This is a genomic window from Alitabrizicola rongguiensis, from assembly GCF_021491355.1.
Taxonomy (GTDB): Bacteria; Pseudomonadota; Alphaproteobacteria; order Rhodobacterales; family Rhodobacteraceae; genus Aliitabrizicola; species Aliitabrizicola rongguiensis.
This window is the reverse complement of sequence record NZ_JAKENF010000001.1, coordinates 180274-198848: the sequence shown is the minus strand read 5'-3', so window position 1 is coordinate 198848 and position 18575 is coordinate 180274. Positions and strand designations below refer to the sequence as shown.

The 18575-nt window shown below is 65.2% G+C and carries 18 protein-coding genes; 11 read left to right on the top strand and 7 right to left on the bottom strand.

The window, feature by feature from the left end:
• The first annotated feature begins 61 nt into the window (after nucleotides 1–61).
• Both L0V05_RS00980 and L0V05_RS00975 read left to right on the top strand, forming a co-directional pair.
• Entirely contained in the window at nucleotides 62–1087 is a 1026-nt protein-coding gene (locus tag L0V05_RS00980) for a hydroxyacid dehydrogenase (protein WP_234867510.1), read from the top strand.
• Between the two features lie 93 nt (nucleotides 1088–1180).
• Nucleotides 1181–3181, top strand: coding sequence for an AsmA family protein (locus L0V05_RS00975; RefSeq protein WP_234867508.1), 2001 nt, complete (start codon nucleotides 1181–1183; stop codon nucleotides 3179–3181).
• A gap of 12 nt (nucleotides 3182–3193) precedes the next feature.
• Here L0V05_RS00975 and L0V05_RS00970 read toward each other — a convergent pair whose 3' ends face one another.
• Both L0V05_RS00970 and L0V05_RS00965 read right to left on the bottom strand, forming a co-directional pair.
• On the bottom strand, nucleotides 3194–3808 hold the full coding sequence (locus tag L0V05_RS00970) for a GcrA family cell cycle regulator (protein WP_234867506.1): 615 nt from the start codon (nucleotides 3806–3808) through the stop codon (nucleotides 3194–3196).
• Nucleotides 3809–3964: 156 nt separating this feature from the next.
• On the bottom strand, nucleotides 3965–4198 hold the full coding sequence (locus L0V05_RS00965) for a hypothetical protein (RefSeq protein WP_234867504.1): 234 nt from the start codon (nucleotides 4196–4198) through the stop codon (nucleotides 3965–3967).
• A gap of 234 nt (nucleotides 4199–4432) precedes the next feature.
• Here L0V05_RS00965 and L0V05_RS00960 point away from each other — a divergent pair, with 234 nt between their 5' ends.
• The 4 genes from L0V05_RS00960 (at nucleotide 4433) to L0V05_RS00945 (ending at nucleotide 7817) form a co-directional block, all read left to right on the top strand.
• Nucleotides 4433–5629, top strand: coding sequence for an aspartate aminotransferase family protein (locus L0V05_RS00960; protein ID WP_234867502.1), 1197 nt, complete (start codon nucleotides 4433–4435; stop codon nucleotides 5627–5629).
• Nucleotides 5630–5771: 142 nt separating this feature from the next.
• Nucleotides 5772–6698, top strand: a complete 927-nt coding sequence (argF, locus tag L0V05_RS00955) for an ornithine carbamoyltransferase (RefSeq protein WP_234867500.1) — start codon at nucleotides 5772–5774, stop codon at nucleotides 6696–6698.
• Nucleotides 6699–6702: 4 nt separating this feature from the next.
• A complete protein-coding gene (locus L0V05_RS00950; protein ID WP_234867498.1) occupies nucleotides 6703–7248 on the top strand; it encodes a cysteine hydrolase family protein in 546 nt (181 codons plus the stop codon).
• 74 nt (nucleotides 7249–7322) lie between these two features.
• Complete coding sequence (locus L0V05_RS00945; RefSeq protein ID WP_234867496.1) at nucleotides 7323–7817, top strand: DUF1993 domain-containing protein; 495 nt, start codon at nucleotides 7323–7325, stop codon at nucleotides 7815–7817.
• 23 nt (nucleotides 7818–7840) lie between these two features.
• Here L0V05_RS00945 and L0V05_RS00940 read toward each other — a convergent pair whose 3' ends face one another.
• From L0V05_RS00940 to L0V05_RS00930, 3 genes are all read right to left on the bottom strand, one after another.
• Nucleotides 7841–9028: an MFS transporter gene (locus tag L0V05_RS00940; RefSeq protein ID WP_234867494.1), complete on the bottom strand. Its 1188-nt coding sequence runs from the start codon at nucleotides 9026–9028 to the stop codon at nucleotides 7841–7843.
• 85 nt (nucleotides 9029–9113) lie between these two features.
• Nucleotides 9114–11555 (bottom strand): ATP-dependent helicase HrpB, encoded by a 2442-nt coding sequence (gene hrpB / locus L0V05_RS00935; protein WP_234867492.1) that lies wholly within the window; start codon nucleotides 11553–11555, stop codon nucleotides 9114–9116.
• 7 nt (nucleotides 11556–11562) lie between these two features.
• Complete coding sequence (locus L0V05_RS00930) at nucleotides 11563–12276, bottom strand: DUF3108 domain-containing protein (protein WP_234867490.1); 714 nt, start codon at nucleotides 12274–12276, stop codon at nucleotides 11563–11565.
• Between the two features lie 119 nt (nucleotides 12277–12395).
• Between L0V05_RS00930 and meaB the strand changes: the two genes are divergently transcribed.
• The 4 genes from meaB (at nucleotide 12396) to L0V05_RS00910 (ending at nucleotide 15005) form a co-directional block, all read left to right on the top strand.
• Complete coding sequence (meaB, locus tag L0V05_RS00925) at nucleotides 12396–13373, top strand: methylmalonyl Co-A mutase-associated GTPase MeaB (RefSeq protein WP_234867488.1); 978 nt, start codon at nucleotides 12396–12398, stop codon at nucleotides 13371–13373.
• 244 nt (nucleotides 13374–13617) lie between these two features.
• Nucleotides 13618–13905: a 50S ribosomal protein L28 gene (rpmB, locus tag L0V05_RS00920; protein WP_234867486.1), complete on the top strand. Its 288-nt coding sequence runs from the start codon at nucleotides 13618–13620 to the stop codon at nucleotides 13903–13905.
• Nucleotides 13906–13978: 73 nt separating this feature from the next.
• A complete protein-coding gene (locus L0V05_RS00915; protein ID WP_234867484.1) occupies nucleotides 13979–14530 on the top strand; it encodes a 2OG-Fe(II) oxygenase in 552 nt (183 codons plus the stop codon).
• On the top strand, nucleotides 14511–15005 hold the full coding sequence (locus L0V05_RS00910) for a low molecular weight protein-tyrosine-phosphatase (RefSeq protein WP_234867482.1): 495 nt from the start codon (nucleotides 14511–14513) through the stop codon (nucleotides 15003–15005). Before L0V05_RS00915 ends, L0V05_RS00910 begins: the two co-directional genes overlap by 20 nt.
• Here L0V05_RS00910 and L0V05_RS00905 read toward each other — a convergent pair.
• A complete protein-coding gene (locus L0V05_RS00905; protein WP_406565938.1) occupies nucleotides 14990–15307 on the bottom strand; it encodes a hypothetical protein in 318 nt (105 codons plus the stop codon). The genes L0V05_RS00910 and L0V05_RS00905 overlap by 16 nt on opposite strands.
• A 211-nt stretch (nucleotides 15308–15518) precedes the next feature.
• On the opposite strand from L0V05_RS00905, the gene lepA reads away from it, so the two are divergent.
• Nucleotides 15519–17318 (top strand): translation elongation factor 4, encoded by a 1800-nt coding sequence (gene lepA / locus L0V05_RS00900; RefSeq protein WP_234867480.1) that lies wholly within the window; start codon nucleotides 15519–15521, stop codon nucleotides 17316–17318.
• Here the strand turns inward: lepA and L0V05_RS00895 are convergent.
• Complete coding sequence (locus L0V05_RS00895) at nucleotides 17313–18356, bottom strand: hypothetical protein (RefSeq protein WP_234867477.1); 1044 nt, start codon at nucleotides 18354–18356, stop codon at nucleotides 17313–17315. The genes lepA and L0V05_RS00895 overlap by 6 nt on opposite strands.
• Between the last annotated feature and the right edge of the window lie 219 nt (nucleotides 18357–18575).

Genomic DNA, 18575 nt, shown 5'->3' with positions numbered 1-18575 from the left:
TCGGCCCCTTGCGCATTGACCCAAGCTGCGGTCAGGTGACGGTCGAATGGGAGGATGCGCCATGACCGAAAAGCCACTGGTGATTTCGTCGCCACTGCCCCGGACGCTCGATCTGATCTTCACGCCCGAGCGCCTCGCCGAATTGCGGGCGCACTACCGGATTGTCGAGACGACCGACGAAGAACTGCCGAACCTGCCCGCCGGTGTGTTGGCCGAAGCCCGGTACATCATCGGGCAGCCGCCCATCGACAGCGCCCTGCTGGCCAGGCTTGCGAACCTGCGCTGCATCTTCAACGTCGAGTCGAACCTCTACATGAACATGCCTTATGACGAGGTCTTCCAGCGTGGAATCCACGTGGTGACGACCGGCGCGGTCTTCGCGCAGCCGGTGGCCGAGATCGGCCTTGGCCTCGCGCTGTCGCTCCTTCGCCAGATCGCCGAAGCGGATGCCGATTTCCGCGCCGGCCGCGAGAAATGGGGCGGCGAGGGCAACACTAGGGCGCGTCTGCTCGCGGGCTCAGACGTTGCGATCCTGGGGTTTGGCGATCTGGGCAAGGCGACGGCCCGGGTTCTGTCCGGGTTTCGGCCAAGGCTGCGGGTCTACGACCCCTGGCTTGCCCCACAGCAGATCCGCGCCGCGGGGGCCGAGCCGGTGGACCTGCACACTGCCCTGACGCAGAGCGACGTCATTTTCGTGACGGCGTCGGTCACCTCGGAGAACGAAGGGTTCCTCGGAGCCAAGGCTTTCGCCTCGATGCGGCCCGGGGCGGCGTTCATCCTTCTTTCACGGGCCGGCGTGGTCGATTTCGAGGCCTTGATGGATGCGGTGGCCTCGGGCCACATCGTTGCTGCGAGCGATGTCTTCCCCGAAGAACCGCTGCCCTTGGACCACCGTGTGCGCAAGCTCGACGGCTTTCTCCGCTCCGCCCACCGGGCCGGGGCGATGGATGTGGTCTTCGCCGAGATGGGCGAGATGGTGCTGCAGGACATGGCGCTGCTCGACAAGGGCCTGCCGCCGCAGCTTTGCCGCCGGGCCGAACGCGAGACGGTCGCCCGGATGCGGTCGAAGCCGGTCAAGGTGAACTGACCGATTTCGGCGGGCGGGCGCCGGTTCCGCCCCTAACCGCTTGTGCGCGGGCGGGTTGGCACTAGGATTCCGGTATTCGTTCCGGAGGTTTCAATGCGCCTTGCCTTCCGCGTTCTCGGCATTCTCGTGGCGGTCGCGTTGCTGCTGGTCGTAGGGGCCTTTTTCATTCCGACCGAGAAAGTGGCGGCTATCGCCACCGGCAAGTTTCGCGAGGCCACCGGGCGAGAGCTGACGATTGGCGGATCTGTTCGCCCGACACTCTGGCCCGTCCTCGGGGTATCCGCGGGGGACGTGACGCTTGCCAATGCCGACTGGTCCAAGGATGGGCCAATGCTGACCGCGCGGTCGCTCGATATCTCGCTCGATCTGATGGCACTGATCGGAGGCGATGTGCGGGTCACCGGACTTGAACTGGTTTCGCCACGTCTGGTTCTGGAGCGGGCCGCCGAAGGGCGCGGAAACTGGGAATTCGGCACCGCCCCTGCGGCTGCCAAGGCCGAACCTTCGCAGGGATCAACCGAGACCACCCCCGCCACGGGGCAAGGCACGGCCTTCTCGCTCGACCGGGCCGAGATCACCGACGGCACCGTAATCTGGATTGACCATGCGACCGGCGACCGGCGCGAGGTGACGGGGCTTTCGACCGAGTTGTCCATCCCCGACTACGCTGGTCCGGTTCAGATTGCGGCGACCGGCCAGATGAACGGCGCCGACCTTGATGTGTCGCTGGACCTGTCCTCGCTGGCCGGCTTCGTCGAGGGCAAGCTCGTCGATGGCAGTCTCGAGGCGACAAGCGGCAAGAACAGCCTCGGCTTTGTCGGCCGGATGAGCCTTGCCCCGGCCGCCGAGGGCGACCTGTCGCTGACCCTCGGCACGCCGGGCGCGGGGTTCCGGCTGGCCGGGTTTGACGATCCTGGCTTGCCGCGGGGGCTGGGGCAGGGCGGGCTGACCTTGCAGGGACAGGCGACCCTGACGGCGGAAGGCACGATGCACCTGCGGGACGGAACGCTCGATCTCGACGGCAACCGCCTGAGCGGCGCGGCTGATCTGGTCCCGGGCAAGGAGCGGATGAAGATCGTGGCGAAGCTCTCAGCCGAGGCGCTGGATCTGTCCTCGTTCGGCGGCGGTGCGGCCCCTGCGGGTGGCGGCGGGGGCAGTGGCAGCGCGGGCGGTGGAACGGCGGCGCCTGCAGGCTGGTCCACTGCGCCGATCGATGTCAGCGCGCTTGGACTGGCAGATGCGGAGGTGACCCTCTTCGCCGACAGCATCGATTTGGGGTCGGTGAAGCTTGGCCGAACCCGGCTTGGCATCGTCAACGAGGCAGCGCGGGCGGTGGTCGATGTCAAGGAGATGGCGCTTTACGGCGGCTCTCTGTCGGGGCAGGTCGTGGTCAACGGCCGCGGCGGCCTCTCGACCCGGGCCAACCTGTCGCTGAGCGGTCTCGCGCTCCAGCCGCTTCTGACCGATATGGCCGATTTCCAGCGGCTCGTCGGCACCGGTGACATTCGCTTCAACCTGCTGGCCTCCGGCAACAGTCAGGCCGACCTGATGCGCAGCCTGTCCGGCGACGGGGCCCTGAGCTTCGGCAAGGGCGAGGTTCTGGGGCTGGATCTGGCCGGGATGCTGTTGAACATGGACCCGAACTATGTGGGCGAAGGGAAGAAGACCGTCTTTGACAGGATCACCGGGAGCTTCACGGTCAATGGCGGGGTGCTCTCGAACGGCGATCTCGCCGTGCAGGCGCCGCTTCTGACCGCGACCGGCTCGGGCCAGGTGGATATCGGCGGGCAAAGCCTGAACTATCGGCTGATCCCGACCAGCCTGGGCGGCAAGGCGCTCGGCCCCGACGGGCAGGTGCCCGTTACGATCACCGGGCCCTGGTCGAAGCCGCGTTTCGGTCTGGACCTCGAGAGCATCGCGCGCGCCAAGCTTGAGGCCCGCGCCCAGGAAGAGTTGCAAAAACAGGCCGAGAAGCTTGGGCTGGCGCCGGTCGAAGGCGAAAGCATCGAGGATACCGCGCGGCGCGCAGGCGAGGAATTCCTGAAGCAGGAAGCCCAGAAACAGCTGGAAAAGCTGCTGGGAGGCGGCAACTAGGCCGCCATTCCCTTAGCGGCGGCGGTCGCGCCGGGCGCTCATCGGCTGGAAGGCCACGCCAACATGGGCGTCACAATAGGGCTTGCCCGCCTGCGAAGGCAGGCCGCAGAACCAGAAGTCCTCGGTCGCCGGATCACCGATCGGCCATTTGCAGGTGCGTTCGGTCAGTTCCATCAGCGTCAGCCGGCGCGCGCGTTTCTCGACCTCGCGCACCGAGGCCAGCGCCTCGGGCGAGATTTCGTTCGCCGAAGGCTGTGGCGGAAGCGGCTGGCCCGCCGGAATGATCGCCTTGCGCGGGTTTAGCGGCGTAACGGTCGCGCCGGACGCGGGGGCGGCTGTACGCGGCTCGGGCGCCGGGCGCGGTTCGGGTGCGCGGGCCTCGGCCGGTTCAGGCGCGGGGCGCGGCGCAGGTTCGGGACGCGCCGGAGCCGCGGCGGCGACAGTTGCGCTTTCGCCCTCGTCCTCGTCGCCCTTGCCGCCGACGCGGTTCGACAGGCCAAGGCGATGCACCTTGCCAATGACAGCGTTGCGGGTGACGCCGCCCAACTCCTTGGCGATCTGGCTGGCGCTCTGGCCTTCGGCCCACATCTTCTTGAGCGTCTCGACGCGCTCGTCGGTCCAGGACATGCTATCCCCGCATATTCGCAAGCCGCCGGGGAATGCCCGGCACAACCCGAAGGTTTTACCGCGTCTCGGCCTCCCGGCACAAGCCCCGGCAAAAGCACGGGCCGCTGCGCCCGGGTCCGCGCCGGCGAACGAGGGCAGGCTTGCCGCGATCCGCCGCTACCGACCCAGTTCGGCCAGCGCCGTGCCGCCGTCCCCGCTCAGTTTGCCATCCGGCGCGAACAGCACGTGTCCCAGGGTGCAAAAGAGGTCAAGTGGCACGGCATCTCGTTCGGCCAGGCCCGCGGCCGTCAGTGCGGCATGACCCGCTGCGGCGATCACGCTATACGGAGCGCGGTAGGCCAGCCGCCGTTCGACCCACTCCGGAAAGTCCCGCAGGCGAGGGCCCCACACCTTCAGGCGCTGATTGGCCGGCCTGTCCGCCCGCACTGCTCCTCGCCGCGAAAATCCTTTGACCGCGTCGCCGCTTGCGGCTAAAGCGCGTGGCATGGCCCTGAACCTGAACAGCATCCGGTTCCTTTCTACGCGACGCCGATAAGGCGATCGCGGCCTTTGGCCATCCGTCATCTTCCTTGACGTTTTCCTCGCCGCTTGGCACCCCTTAGCCTTCCTATACGGAGCCCGCTCATGATCAGCGCCGTCCTGCCCACCTACAACCGCGCCCCCCTCGCCTTCGTCCGGGGCGAAGGCTCCTGGCTGGTCGCCGAGGATGGCAGCCGATACCTGGACTTGGGCGCGGGCATCGCAGTCAACGCGCTCGGTCATGCGCATCCCAAGCTGGTGAAGACCATCGCGGATCAGGCCGCAAAGCTCTGGCATGTTTCGAACCTGTACCGCATCCCGGAACAGGAGCGGCTGGCCGACCTTCTCGTCGCCAACACCTTCGCCGATACGGTCTTCTTCACCAATTCGGGCACCGAGACGATGGAACTCGCGGTGAAGATGGCGCGGAAATACTGGTACGAGAAAGGCCAGAAGGACCGCACCGACATCCTCGCCTTCGACGGTGCCTTCCACGGCCGCTCCAGTGCCGCTATCGCTGCGGCAGGATCCGAAAAGATGACCAAGGGTTTTGGCCCGCTCCTGCCCGGCTTCCGCCAGTTGCCCTTCGGCGATCTGGCTGCCGTCAAGGCCGCGTTGAACGACCGGGTCGCCGCTATCATCGTCGAGCCGATCCAGGGCGAGGGCGGGATCCGGGTCCTCTCCGACACCTTCCTGAAAGAGTTGCGCGCCGTGTGCAATGCCAGCGGAACGCTCCTAATCCTTGACGAAGTGCAATGCGGCATGGGACGGACCGGCAAGCTTTTCGCCCATGAATGGGCGGGGATCGAGCCCGACATCATGATGGTCGCCAAGGGCATCGGCGGCGGCTTCCCACTTGGCGCTGTCCTTGCGACGGAAGAGGCGGCCTCCGGTATGGTCGCAGGGACCCACGGCTCGACCTATGGCGGCAACCCGCTTGGCTGCGCGGTCGGCGCGGCGGTGGTCGAGGAGATCGCCGATCCTGCCTTCCTCGACGAGGTCAGCCGCAAGGGCGCGCTCTTCCGGCAACGGCTCGAAGGTCTCGTCGCGGCCCATCCCGACCTCTTCGAGGCGGTGCGGGGGCAGGGTCTGATCCTCGGGCTCAAGTGCAAGGTGCCGAACACGGACATCGTGAAGGCGGCCTATGGCGAACATCTGCTGACGGTGCCTGCCGCCGACAACGTGATCCGCATCCTGCCCGCACTCAATATCCCCGACGCCGACATCGCCGAGGCCGTCCAGCGCCTCGACCGTGCGGCTGTCCAGGTGGAGCGGGATCTGGCGACAGCCCATGTCGGCTGATCCGGTGATGTCCTACGCCTTCCAGTACCGACGATCCGGCGGGTCTTCGCCAGAGTTCTGAGCATTTTCTGCTTGCAAATATCCTCGGGGCTCCGGGGGCAGACAGCCCCCGGAGCCACCGCCAGTCAAAAAGACCAGTCCGATGAACCACTTCCTTGATATCCACACGACCGATCCCGCCGCGCTGCGGACGATGATCGACACCGCTCATGCCATGAAGACCGCCCGCAACGGTCGGCCCAAGGGTATGCCCGATGACGACCAGCCGCTGGCCGGCCGCATGGTGGCGCTGATCTTCGAGAAACCCTCGACCCGCACCCGCGTCAGCTTCGATGTCGGCGTGCGCCAGATGGGCGGGCAGACGATGGTGCTGTCGGGCAAGGAGATGCAGCTCGGCCATGGCGAGACCATCGCCGACACCGCCCGCGTGCTCAGCCGCTATGTCGATCTCATCATGATCCGCACCTTCGAGGAGGCGACGCTGCTCGAGATGGCGGAGTATGCCTCGGTCCCGGTCATCAACGGCCTGACCAACCGCACCCATCCCTGCCAGATCATGGCCGACGTGATGACCTACGAGGAACATCGCGGTCCGATCGCCGGGCGCAAGGTGGTGTGGTGCGGCGACGGCAACAACGTCTGCGCCAGCTTCCTGCACGCCGCCGGCCAGTTCGGCTTCGATTTCACCTTCACCGGGCCCGAGACGCTTGACCCTGAACCCGGTTTCGTTGGCTTCGCGCGCGAAAAGGGCCGTTCGGTGCGGATTGAGCGCGATCCGGTCGCGGCGGTCAGCGGTGCGGATCTGGTCGTGACCGATACCTGGGTCAGCATGCACGACCCCGAAAGCGCCAAGGAACGCCGCCACAACCAGCTGCGCCCCTATCAGGTGAACGAGGCGTTGATGGAACACGCCAAGCCCGACGCCCTGTTCATGCATTGCCTGCCGGCCCATCGCAACGACGAGGCGACGAGCGCGGTCATGGATGGCCCTCATTCGGTCATCTTCGACGAGGCCGAGAACCGCCTTCACGCACAGAAGGCGGTCATGCGCTGGTGTCTGGGGGTCTAGGGCGATGACCACGGCTCTTCTCGTGATCGACATGCAGATGGAGATGGCCCATCGCACCACCGCAGGGCGGGAACGGGCCAATCCGCAGGCCGAGGATCGGGTGGCGGAGCTGCTGGCGCTGTTCCGCGAGCGTGGCTTGCCGGTCATCCATGTGCACCACAACGAGCCGGGCACGCCGGTCGCCTTTGGCCAGCCCGGGGGCGAGGTGATGCCCTGTGCGCTGCCGCTGCCGGGTGAGAAGATCTTCGTGAAATCGCGGTCCTCTGCCTTTGCGGGAACCGGGCTGGACGACTACCTCAATGTGCAGGGGATAGACCGGCTGGTGCTGACGGGGGCGGTGGCGGCCTTTTGCGTGACCTCGACGACGCGGGCTGCCTCGGATCTTGGCTATCAGGTGATCCTGCCGGGAGATTCCCTGATCGGGTTCGACATTCCGCGCCCCGATGGCAGCCGCATCCCTGCCGATGCCCTGCTCGACATGACGCTTACGATCCTTGGGGCGGATTTCGCGCGGGTCCTGCCGACGGACATGGTCGCGCGGTCAATCTGATCCCCCCGTGACACGGGGCTGGACGACAGCCGCGCAGGACAGTCATATGCGCGGCCGGAAGAGGAGCGGACACGATGATCCATCAGATTGCCATCCAGCCTATGGACCGCATGCTTGTGGCCCTGTCGAACATCCTTGCCAAGGCCGAGGCGCATTGCGAGGCGAAGAAGATCGATCCTCAGGCCCTTCTCCGTTTCCGGCTGTATCCAGACATGTTCAGCTTCACCCGGCAGGTGCAACTGACCTGCGACTTCTGCGCCAGAGCCGCATCGCGGCTCGCGGGGGACGAGCTGAAGAGCTTTGCCGATACCGAGACCACTTTTGCCGATTTGCGGGCCAGGGTGGCCGCCGCCCGCGCCCATCTCGCCTCTTTCGCTCCCGATCGCTTTGCCGGTGCCGCAGACCGACCGATAACGATCAAGATCCGCGGCGAAGACGTGACCTTGCCGGGTCTGACCTTTGTCACGGTCTATTCGCTGCCGCAGGTCTATTTCCACGCGACCACGGCCTATGACATCCTCCGTCACAACGGCGTCGATCTGGGCAAGCGCGATTTCATGGCGGCCTGACCGCGAATCCGGGTCTTGGTCCTCTATTCGGCCGGATGAGGATGGGCACCAATCCTGTCCGCGGAAGCAACGCGCGACGCCAGCGTCGCGACGATGGCAAGCAGGACGGCCAGCACGAAGTAGGTCATGCGGTAGCCGATGTGTTCTGCGGCAAATCCGATCGCTGACGGCGCGAACAGGATGCCGGCATAGCCCATCATCGAGACGGTGGCGATGCCGCTGCCCGCACTGGCGCCAGGATGGTTGCCCGCCGCCGACAGCACGATCGGCACCATATTCGCTACCCCGAGGCCAGCGATCCCAAAACAGAGGATCGCGATCAGGTCGCTCGGGGCGGCGCTGGCACCCATAAGCCCAATCGCCCCGACGACCCCCGAAATGCGCAGTGTCGTGACCGCGCCGAAGCGGTTGCGGACGGAATCCCCGAGGAAGCGCACCAGCGCCATTGTGCCGGCGAAGAGCGCGAAGGCGAAGGAGGCGGTGGACAGGGACGAGCCGTGTTCCTTGGTGAGATAGAGCGCCGCCCAGTCGAGCACGCCGCCTTCGGGCACCATCGAGAACAGCGCCATCAGCCCCAGGACGTAAAGGGCCACGTCCCGTGTGCCCGCGCTCTGATTCTTGTGCGGCACCGATACAGCGGGCGCCTTCTCGTCGCTGACCAGGAATGGCATCGCCGCCAGCATCACCAGCAGAGCGATGATGCTGGCCCCCACCGCATGCGGCTCGCGCCCGACATGGGAGATGAGGTAGCCGCCGATTCCGCCGCCCAGAAAGCCGCCAAGGCTCCAGAACCCATGCGAAGAGGACATGATCGCCCGATTGAGCTTGCGTTCGACCTGGACGGCGTTGGCGTTCATCGAGACGTCCATGGTCCCGAGGAAAGCCCCCATCATCGCCATCATTACGGCTAGCACCGGCACTGTCGGGGCAAAGATCACCGACACAAGCGTGATGCTGGACAGAAGCGCGAAGATCCGCACCATCCGCCGTGACCCGTAGCGGGCGATGAGGCGACCGGAAAAGGACATGGCGGCGACCGCGCCGAGACCCAGCACCAGGATCAAGAGCCCAAGCGTGCTTTCGGTGATCTGGTGGACGGGAAGCAGCAGGGGAATCTGCGGCGCCCAGGAGCCGAAGAGGAACCCGTTGGACAGGAACATCGCCGCCACGGCCCATCGGCCACGGACAGCAGCCTGCATCTCACTCGTCATTCCGGAACCTCCCGCTCGCCAGCCTATCCTTATGCCGAAAAAGCAGGCAAGAAAAGGTCTCATCCGAAGCGCTTTGGGAATTCCGTCAGTTGCCGCGGGGCTTGGCCCGAAGGGTGGGTTCGGCCTGGGTCGGGTCCTCGGGCCAGGGGTGTCGCGGATAGCGGCCGCGCATGTCCTTGCGGACATCGCCGTAGGATGTGGCCCAGAAGCCAGGCAGATCCATCGTCACCTGCACCGGCTTGCCGCCCGGCGACAGCATGGTGATGCGCAGAGGGCGATGTGCCACCGTCGGATGGCGGGTGACGCCGAAAAGCTCTTGCAGCTTCAGTTCGATCGACGGCGCCTCGCCTTCGTAGTCGATCGGGACTCGCCGCCCGAGTGGCGTTTCGAAATGCGACGGGCAAAGGCGGTCAACCTCTTGCATCTGTTCCCAGTCCAGCGACTGGCGCAGCGGTTCCGCAAGGTCGAGCGCGCGCAGATCCGCCTCGCTTCGTCGTTTCCCGAGCCAGGGCAGCAGCCAGTCTTCGGCGCGCGCCAGAAGTGCCTCGTCACGGCAATCGGGCAAGTCCGCTCCATCGGCGCGGGCCAGTTCGATGCGCGCGCGCAGGCGGCGGGCAGGTTCGCTCCAGGTCAGGCCGATCTGCCGCAGGCCATCGAGTGCGGCGCGGGCCACATCTTCGTCTGCCGCGTCCGGCCAGGGCTGATCGCTCAGCACCATCGCTCCCAGGACTTCCTGCCGGCGCGCCAGCACGCGCCCGTCCCGCCGGGACCATTCGCAGAGGCAGCGGCTTTCGATCCGCGCGCCGTATAGCGCCCTCAGCTCGGTTTCGCTGAGGGCGGCCGCTTGGCGGATCCGGGCCTCGCGGGTGTCCCCGTCGAGGTCGGTGGCCACGACCAGGCGGGTGTCGGACAGGGGCAGGCCAGGTTCCATCGCCGCGCCTTTTCCGCCAGCCAGTACCCATCTCGGTTGATCGCCCTTGCGGCGGAGGCCGATCCGGTCGGGATAGGCCAGTGCCGCCATCGCCCCTGCGGTCATCGGACTGGCTTCTTCGTCCGCCAGTCGGACGAGGCGCCGACTCTCATCGCGCACCCGTTCGAGCGTGGGCCGGTGAACCGGGTAGGGGCGATCCGCTTCAAAGCGCTTTGGGTTCTGAACTGCGTCCAGCCGCAGCGTCAAGTCGGGTGGAGCGCCGCGCAAAGGGTCGCGCTCCTGCATCAGCGCGGCGAGGGGTGCCGCCTGCCGGCCGGCCAGAACGAGCATATGGGCCAGCCGCGGATGCAACGGCATGAGCGCAAGTCGCCGTCCGTGATCGGTGATGCGGTCCTCCGCATCGAGTGCCCCGAGATCGCGCAGCAGCGCCCGCGCTTCGGCGAGGGACGGGGCGGGAGGCGGTGTCAGGAACGCCAGCCCCATGCCGCCGCCCCAGAGCGCAAGTTCAAGCGCAAGCCCCGTCAGATCGGCAGCCGCGATTTCCGGCGGGGGATAGGCCGCCAGTGCACCTTCCTCGGCCTTCGCCCAGAGCCGGTAGCATACCCCTTCTGCCACGCGTCCCGCCCGCCCGCGCCGCTGCTCGGCCTCGGCCCGGGTGACACGATCTGTCACCAGTCGCGACATGCCCGACGATGGATCGAAACGTGCCCGTCTTGCGCGCCCCCCATCGACGACCACACGGATGTCCGGCAGCGTCAGCGAGGTTTCGGCGATCGATGTTGCCAGCACGATCTTTCGTCCCGAGATCGCGGGGGCGACGGCTGCGCGCTGTGCCGTGAAGTCCATCGCCCCGAACAGAGGCCGCACCTCGAGTCCGTCTGGCAGGCGCCCTTTCAGCAACCCCTCCACGCGGCGGATCTCGCCTTCACCCGGCAGGAAGACCAGAAGCCCACCGTCCGAGGTATCGTCGAGCGCCTGCAGGATGAGGTCAGAGACCGCCGGCTCGAACTTTGCTCCGGCGGGAAGCGGTCGCGGCAGCCACCGGGTTTCGACCGGAAAGGCCCGACCGGCCGAGGTGACAACAGGCGCGTCTCCCATCAGCGCTGCCACCGGTTCGGCATCGAGCGTCGCCGACATCACGATCAGACGCAGATCCTCGCGCAGCGCGCCCCGGACCTCGAGCGCCAGCGCAAGGCCGAGATCGGCGTTCAGCGAGCGTTCGTGGAACTCGTCGAAGATCAGCGCGCCGATCCCGTCGAGCGACGGATCAGACTGAAGCATCCGCGTCAGGATACCTTCGGTCACCACCTCGATCCGCGTCGCACGAGAGACCTTGGCCTCGCCCCGGATGCGGTAGCCCACGGTCTGCCCCACGCCTTCGCCAAGCGTCTCGGCCATGCGTTCGGCCGCAGCACGCGCGGCCAGCCGGCGCGGTTCGAGCATGACGATCCGACCCGGAACCTCGGGCAGCAGGGCAAGCGGAACGCGGGTGGTCTTGCCGGCGCCGGGCGGGGCCTGCAGCACGGCCATCCCCCGGCCGCGCAACGCGGCGATCAATCCGGGCAGGGCCTCGTCGATGGGAAGCGGGTTGGTCACCCCCGCCTTATCGCCGTTTCATCCGGCCTTTTCCATAGAGCGTGTCCATGGTAATCTCGGACACCTGCAGCTTGCCATCCCCGGCCTGCTCGAGCGCCAGAGTGAAGGGGAAGCGCGTCTTCTCGGCCATGTCGGAGTCGCTGAATCCTGCGACACGCCGATACTCTCCGGCACAGGTCGCACCCTCTGCGGAGGCTGTCAGCGGCCCAATCGTCACGAGGCTGCGACGCTTGCCATCGAAAAGCTGCAGCGTCAGGTCGCAGGCGTCGGCGGCCGGCACATCGCGCAATGCCGCGAACATCGCGGTCAAGGGATCGACGGTTCCCACCTGTTTCGCCGGGTCAAGGCCGCCGCTGCCGGGCTCGCGCGGCGGGTTGTAGACCTTTACCTGCGGCACGCCGTTGCGATACTCCATCACCGCTTCCGACTGGCGTTTGCCTGTATCGGCGGCTTCGACGTAGCGCTGCGGGGTGAAACGGTCGCCACGGACCAGGCCGGTAGAGCTGGCGTCGTAGCGGATGTGCTTCACCCAGTCGAAAACACCGCCGCTTTGCAACTGCCCCGTGACGGAATAACGACCATCCGTGATCTCGCCGGAATAGCTGACCGTCCCGACGCGAAGCCCACGTATCGACAGGTCGTAGGTGGCGGACTCCCCGGCATTCGCCGGCAACACGGGCGATGACAAGGCAAGGGCGCTTGCGAGAAGCAGTGAACGCATCGGACTCTCCCGTGGTTGACTGAAGCCTAGCGCGGCTTTGTGACAGGGGCAGCCCCGCCGGCGTTGACAATTCGGTGTGGGACGGTGCTTGTCAGGCGGAACTTCGCCGGAGGGTGCCCATGGATGTGTCGGATCTTGCCAGTCGCGTGATCGCCGGCGATCGACGGGCGCTGGCCCGTGCGATCACGCTGGTGGAAAGCGCCCGGGCGGATCACCGGGCGCAGGCGGTTCTCCTGATCGACATCCTGCGCGGCGCGGGGCGTGAGGCGCTGCGCATCGGTCTGTCGGGCACACCGGGGGTGGGCAAGTCGAGCTTTATCGAGAGCTTCGGCCTGATGCTGACGGGGCAGGGGCTGCGGGTGGCCGTTCTGGCGGTCGATCCTTCCTCGGCACGATCGGGTGGTTCGATCCTCGGCGACAAGACACGGATGGAGCATCTGTCCCGTGACCCGCGCGCCTTCATCCGGCCCTCGCCCAGCCAAAGCCATCTGGGCGGCGTCGCCCGCCGCACGCGGGAAGCGGTGGCGATCTGCGAGGCAGCCGGCTTTGACGTGATCCTGATCGAGACGGTCGGCGTCGGTCAGTCGGAAACCATGGTGGCCGAGTTGTGCGACCTGTTCCTGCTGCTGCTGGCTCCGGCGGGCGGGGACGAGTTGCAGGGCGTCAAGCGCGGGATCATGGAAATGGCCGACCTGATTCTGGTCAACAAGGCCGATGGTGATCTGAAGCCGGCTGCGATCCGCACTTGCGCCGATTATGCCGGGGCTTTGCGTCTGCTTCGCCACCGCCCGCAGGACCCGCCGGATTTTCCCAAGGCGATGACCGTTTCGGCCGTCGAGCGGTCGGGCCTGGACGCGGCATGGACCGAGATGCAGACCCTCGCCCGCTGGCGCCGCGAGAGCGGACACTGGCAGGCGCGCCGCGCGGCGCAGGCCCGACACTGGTTCGAGGCCGAAGTGCGCGCCGGTCTTCTTGCAGTGCTCGAAACGACAAAGGCGCGCGCCGCACTCGACAAGTTAGGGGCCGAGGTCGCCGGGCGACAGCTCACCCCCGAATCTGCGGCCGAGCGATTCCTTGCGGCCCTGAAATCCGCCTGAGCCCAGTTTCTTCTTGGCTGAAATACCCTCGGGGGTGAATGTCCCACAGGGACAGAGGGGGCGGAAAGCCCCCTTCTTTCGGTGCGTCCCGCGGAAAACCGGGGGGTGAATCGCTTGACGCCGCCGCGCTTTGCCCCTAAACGGCCCCGATGGAATTGCGGGCGCACCTCTTTGGGGTGGTCTGTCCGCTTGACGGAAGACTTCGGCAGACCAGCCCTGCCGGTTCAGAACAAGGATAAGACCGATGTCGCGCGTTTGCGAACTGAGTGGCAAGGGCCCGATCACCGGGAACAAGGTGAGCCACGCCAACAACAAGACCCGCCGGCGCTTCCTGCCGAACCTGAATGATGTGACCCTGATCTCCGACGTTCTGGGCCAGTCGTTCCAGTTCCGCGTGTCGGCTGCGGCGCTCCGCACCGTCGATCACCGCGGCGGCCTCGACGCCTTCCTCGTCAAGGCGAAGGATGACGAGCTGTCGGATCGCGCCCTGAAGATCAAGAAAGAGATCGAGAAGGCCCAAGCGGCCGCCTGATCCTTTTCCGGCCTTGACGGACAGTGATGGGCCCTGCCACTTGGCGGGGCCTTTTCCTTTGCCGGACCCTGGAATGCCGCCTTTCCTGACCTTGCCTGCCGCCCTCTCGCCGTCCGAATGCGAGAATGTCGTCGCGCTGGCCCGAGCCGCGCAGTTGCGCGATGCTGGTCTGGTCGGTGGCACGACCCGGCATGGCATCCGCCGGGCCGACATTGCCTGGCTCGACGATCTCGAAGGCGGCGCCTGGGTGATGGACAGGCTGATCGGCCTCGTCGCGCGCGCCAACCGAGACGGCTATGGTTTCGACCTCACCGATTTCGGCGAAAGCGCGCAGATCGCCCGCTACGGGTCCGAGCGAGAGGGACATTTCGACTGGCATTCGGACATCGGCGCCGGAAACTGGGCGGCGAAGCGAAAGCTGACCATCGTTCTGCAACTGTCCGATCCGGATAGCTATGAGGGCGGCACGCTCGAACTCCGCCCGGACAGCAACATCCACGCCGCCCCGCGGGACTGTGGCACCGCCACCGTCTTCCCGAGCTTCGTGCTGCACCGCGTCACGCCCGTGACCGCCGGCGAGCGCTGGTCGCTGACGCTCTGGGCGCATGGACCGGCCTTCCGCTGAGATGGCCCGCATCCTGTTCCTCTGCCTTGGCAACATCTGCCGGTCGCCCACCGCCGAAGCGGTCCTGCGCCACATGGCGGATGCGGCCGGGCTCGACCTGACCGTCGACAGTTGCGGGACAGGGAACTGGCACGCAGGCGAACCACCCGACCGCCGCGCCATTGCCGCGGCGGCGCAGCGGGGATACGACCTGACGGCCCTGCGGGCGCGTCAGCTGGCGGCCGAGGATTTCAGCCGCTTCGATCTTATCCTTGCCATGGATCGCTCCAACCTGCGCGGGGCCGAGGAGCGTCGCCCGGCACGGGCGACGGCCGAGCTTCTGCTGTTCGGCAGCCTGCTTGATGCAGAAAGGCCCGGCGCCAAGTCAATGGACGTGCCGGACCCCTGGTACTCTGGCGATTTCGACGGGGCGCTCGACCTGATCGAGGACGGCTGCCGCGCCTTGATCCGCCGCCTGTCTCAGCCGGCGCAGTAGGACGAGGCGGCGTTGGTGAAATTCCGGTAACGGTCCCAGAACGCATCGTCGGAGGACCGGGTGGACAGCCGCACGTCCTGCGCCTTGTCCGGGTCCTCGAAGAAGCTGGCCGCGCGGCGCTGGTCGGCGTTGCTCAAGGTCTGGTCGGCGGCCTGCTGGATGCAGCTGCACATGCTGCGGGTCGCACCGTTACGATCGGACCGGTTGCAAGCCTTCTCGATCGGTCCACCGGCAAGAGCGATGCCGGATGCAAGGGGAAGGAAAAGCGCGGCCATAACCGCAACACGGATCAAAGACGTCATCTGCTCTGCCTCGTGGTTTCCGCAGCTGAACCTGCGATTTTTCTGCCACGCAGTATGCCGATTCGGCGGAAAAACTTCAACCCGCGGCCCCGACTGGCAAGTTCCTGCCGATCCGGGGGGCGCGGACGCGGGTCTGACCCCTTGCCGGGCGGCGGATTTCCGCGCACATCCGCTTGCTTGACCGCCCAATAAAACCTGCCATAAGCCGCGCATGACCCAGCTTTCGCACATCCGCAACTTCTCGATCGTGGCCCATATCGACCACGGCAAATCCACGCTGGCCGACCGCCTGATCCAGTCGACCGGCACCGTGGCCGACCGCGACATGAAGGCGCAGTTGCTCGACAGCATGGATATCGAGCGCGAGCGGGGCATCACCATCAAGGCCAACACCGTGCGCCTCGACTACAAGGCGAAGGATGGCCAGCATTACGTGCTGAACCTGATCGACACGCCCGGCCACGTGGACTTCGCCTATGAGGTCAGCCGGTCGATGCGCGCCGTCGAAGGCTCGCTTCTCGTCGTTGACGCCTCCCAGGGGGTCGAGGCGCAGACGCTCGCCAACGTCTATCAGGCGATCGATGCGGGGCACGAGATCGTGCCGGTCCTGAACAAGATCGACCTGCCGGCGGCCGAGCCCGACCGCGTGCGCGCGCAGATCGAGGATGTGATCGGCCTTGATGCCTCGGATGCCGTGCTGATCTCGGCCAAGTCGGGCCTCGGCATCCCTGACGTGCTGGAGGCGATCGTGCATCGCTTGCCGGCGCCCAAGGGCGACCGGAATGCGCCGCTGAAGGCGATGCTGGTGGACAGCTGGTATGACGCCTATCTCGGCGTTGTCGTCATGATCCGGGTGATGGACGGCGTCATCAGGAAGGGCGACCGCATCCGCATGATGCAGACCGGCGCGATCTACGGGATCGACAAGCTCGCCGTGCTGAAGCCGCAGATGGTCGACATCGCCGAACTGGGGCCGGGCGAGATCGGCGTGCTGACCGCCTCGATCAAGCAGGTCCGCGACACCCGCGTCGGCGACACCATCACCCATGAGAAGAAACCCTGCGACCAGCCGCTGCCGGGCTTCAAGCCGGCGCAGCCGGTGGTGTTCTGCGGCCTCTTCCCGGTCGATGCCAACGACTTCGAGGCTTTGCGCGACGCCATCGAGAAGCTCGCGCTCAACGACGCCTCCTTCAGCTACGAGATGGAAACCTCGGCCGCGCTCGGCTTCGGCTTCCGCTGCGGCTTCCTTGGCCTTCTGCACCTCGAGGTGGTCCGCGACCGGCTGGAGCGGGAATATGACCTCGACCTCATCACCACCGCGCCCTCCGTGGTCTACCACATCTACATGCGCGACGGCTCGATGATGGAGCTGCACAACCCCGCCGACATGCCCGACCTGACCCATGTCGACCACCTGGAAGAGCCGCGCATCAAGGCGACGATCATGGTGCCCGATGAATACCTGGGCGACATCCTGAAGCTCTGCCAGGACCGGCGCGGCATCCAGCTGAACCTGACCTATGCCGGCAACCGCGCGATGGTCGAATACGACCTGCCGCTGAACGAGGTGGTCTTCGATTTCTACGACCGGCTGAAATCGGTCACCAAGGGATATGCGAGCTTCGACTACCAGATCACCGGCTATCGCGAGGACGACCTGGTGAAGATGTCGGTGTTGGTCAACGACGAGCCGGTCGATGCCCTGTCGATGATGGTCCACCGCGCCCGCGCCGAGCTGCGCGGCCGGGCGATGGTCGAGAAGCTCAAGGAACTGATCCCCCGCCACATGTTCAAGATCCCGATCCAGGCGGCCATCGGCGGTCGCGTGATCGCGCGCGAGACGATTTCCGCCATGCGCAAGGACGTGACGGCCAAGTGCTACGGCGGCGACGCCACCCGGAAGCGCAAGCTGCTGGACAAGCAGAAAGAGGGCAAGAAGCGGATGCGCCAGTTCGGGAAGGTCGAGATCCCGCAGCAGGCGTTCATCAATGCGCTGAAGATGGATTCATAAGCTTCGGCGTACATGCTCCACAAAATAAGCGGCTCCTAGTACGCCCTCGATAAGTGTCTCAAAGTCAATGTCATCTAGACGCTGGCCAACCATACTGCTGACTCGTTCTGCGCGGCCATGGGCGATTAGGCCGCGCAACATCCAAATCTGCTTTATCGAAGCGAATGAATCTCGATCGAAGCGCTCTATGCTGTCGCCACAGGCAGAGTAAAGATTGTCGGCGAAGTAGTGGTAGATTTCCTGCGTACTATCTTGAGCTTTGCGCATCTCTCGTCGAGAGCATTTTCCAGCCTGATTCAATGCCTCCCAAAGGTCTGACTTTAGAAGTTCAAGTGACAACGCAAGTTGCATAAGAGATTTTTCCTTCTCTTTCGATGCTGAGTAGTGCTCCGCCTCTAAGAGATAATCGAGCCAATCTATAGGTTGTGAAGTTGATGCATCTATCCAAGATTTTTGCCATAGTTCATGCGATATGGGTTTACTTAACTTTGATGGAGTAACGATAAAAGTGCTACTCCATGGAGGCTCGTGAATAGTGTAGTTCTCGTCTGCGCAAAAGGTGGACTTCAGATCACTCTCAAAGTAGCTAGGGTTTTGAAGTATCCAGTATTGATGGCTGCCTCTCTTGATATTTCTTAATCCCCTTGATTTCACTTTTTCAAACAGTGCATGCGCTTCATTTTCATCAGTGGTGAAAATATCGAACTGAATTGAATTAAGTGGAAGAGATTCAAATCTTGCATCATCTCTTACGACAACAGTTGCTTTCGTCTTTCCGTGCACGTCTTGAGTTAGTGTTGGGTACACAGAAAATGGCCGGGAGTACTGCTCGGGGGTCTTGGCGCTTCTTTCCTTCAGTATTGGAGAACTCCAATAGTCAAAATCCGGAGAGCCACGGCGTAGATATGATTCGCTGCGAAAGGGCGGCGAGATTCTCAAGCGTACATCTTCAAATTTGATGTCGCAGACGGTCCATTTGATAGCATCTAACTCGCAGAAAATAGCGAATGGAAACGTACAGCAGAAACCATAGTGCATTCGGGTCCTCTCCATGGTCACTTGATCCTAGCTGCGGGGAGTTCACGTTTTCAACAAGCAAGCCGTAGGTGAGCAAGGAATGCTCACCCCACCTGATCCAAGAACTCCCAACATCGCCCTTCATGCACCTGCCTGATTTGACCCCAGTCAAATCAGGCCGCGCCCGTCTCCCGGCCCGCCGCTTGCGTGGCGTGCGTTCGGGGCTGACGATCTTCCACT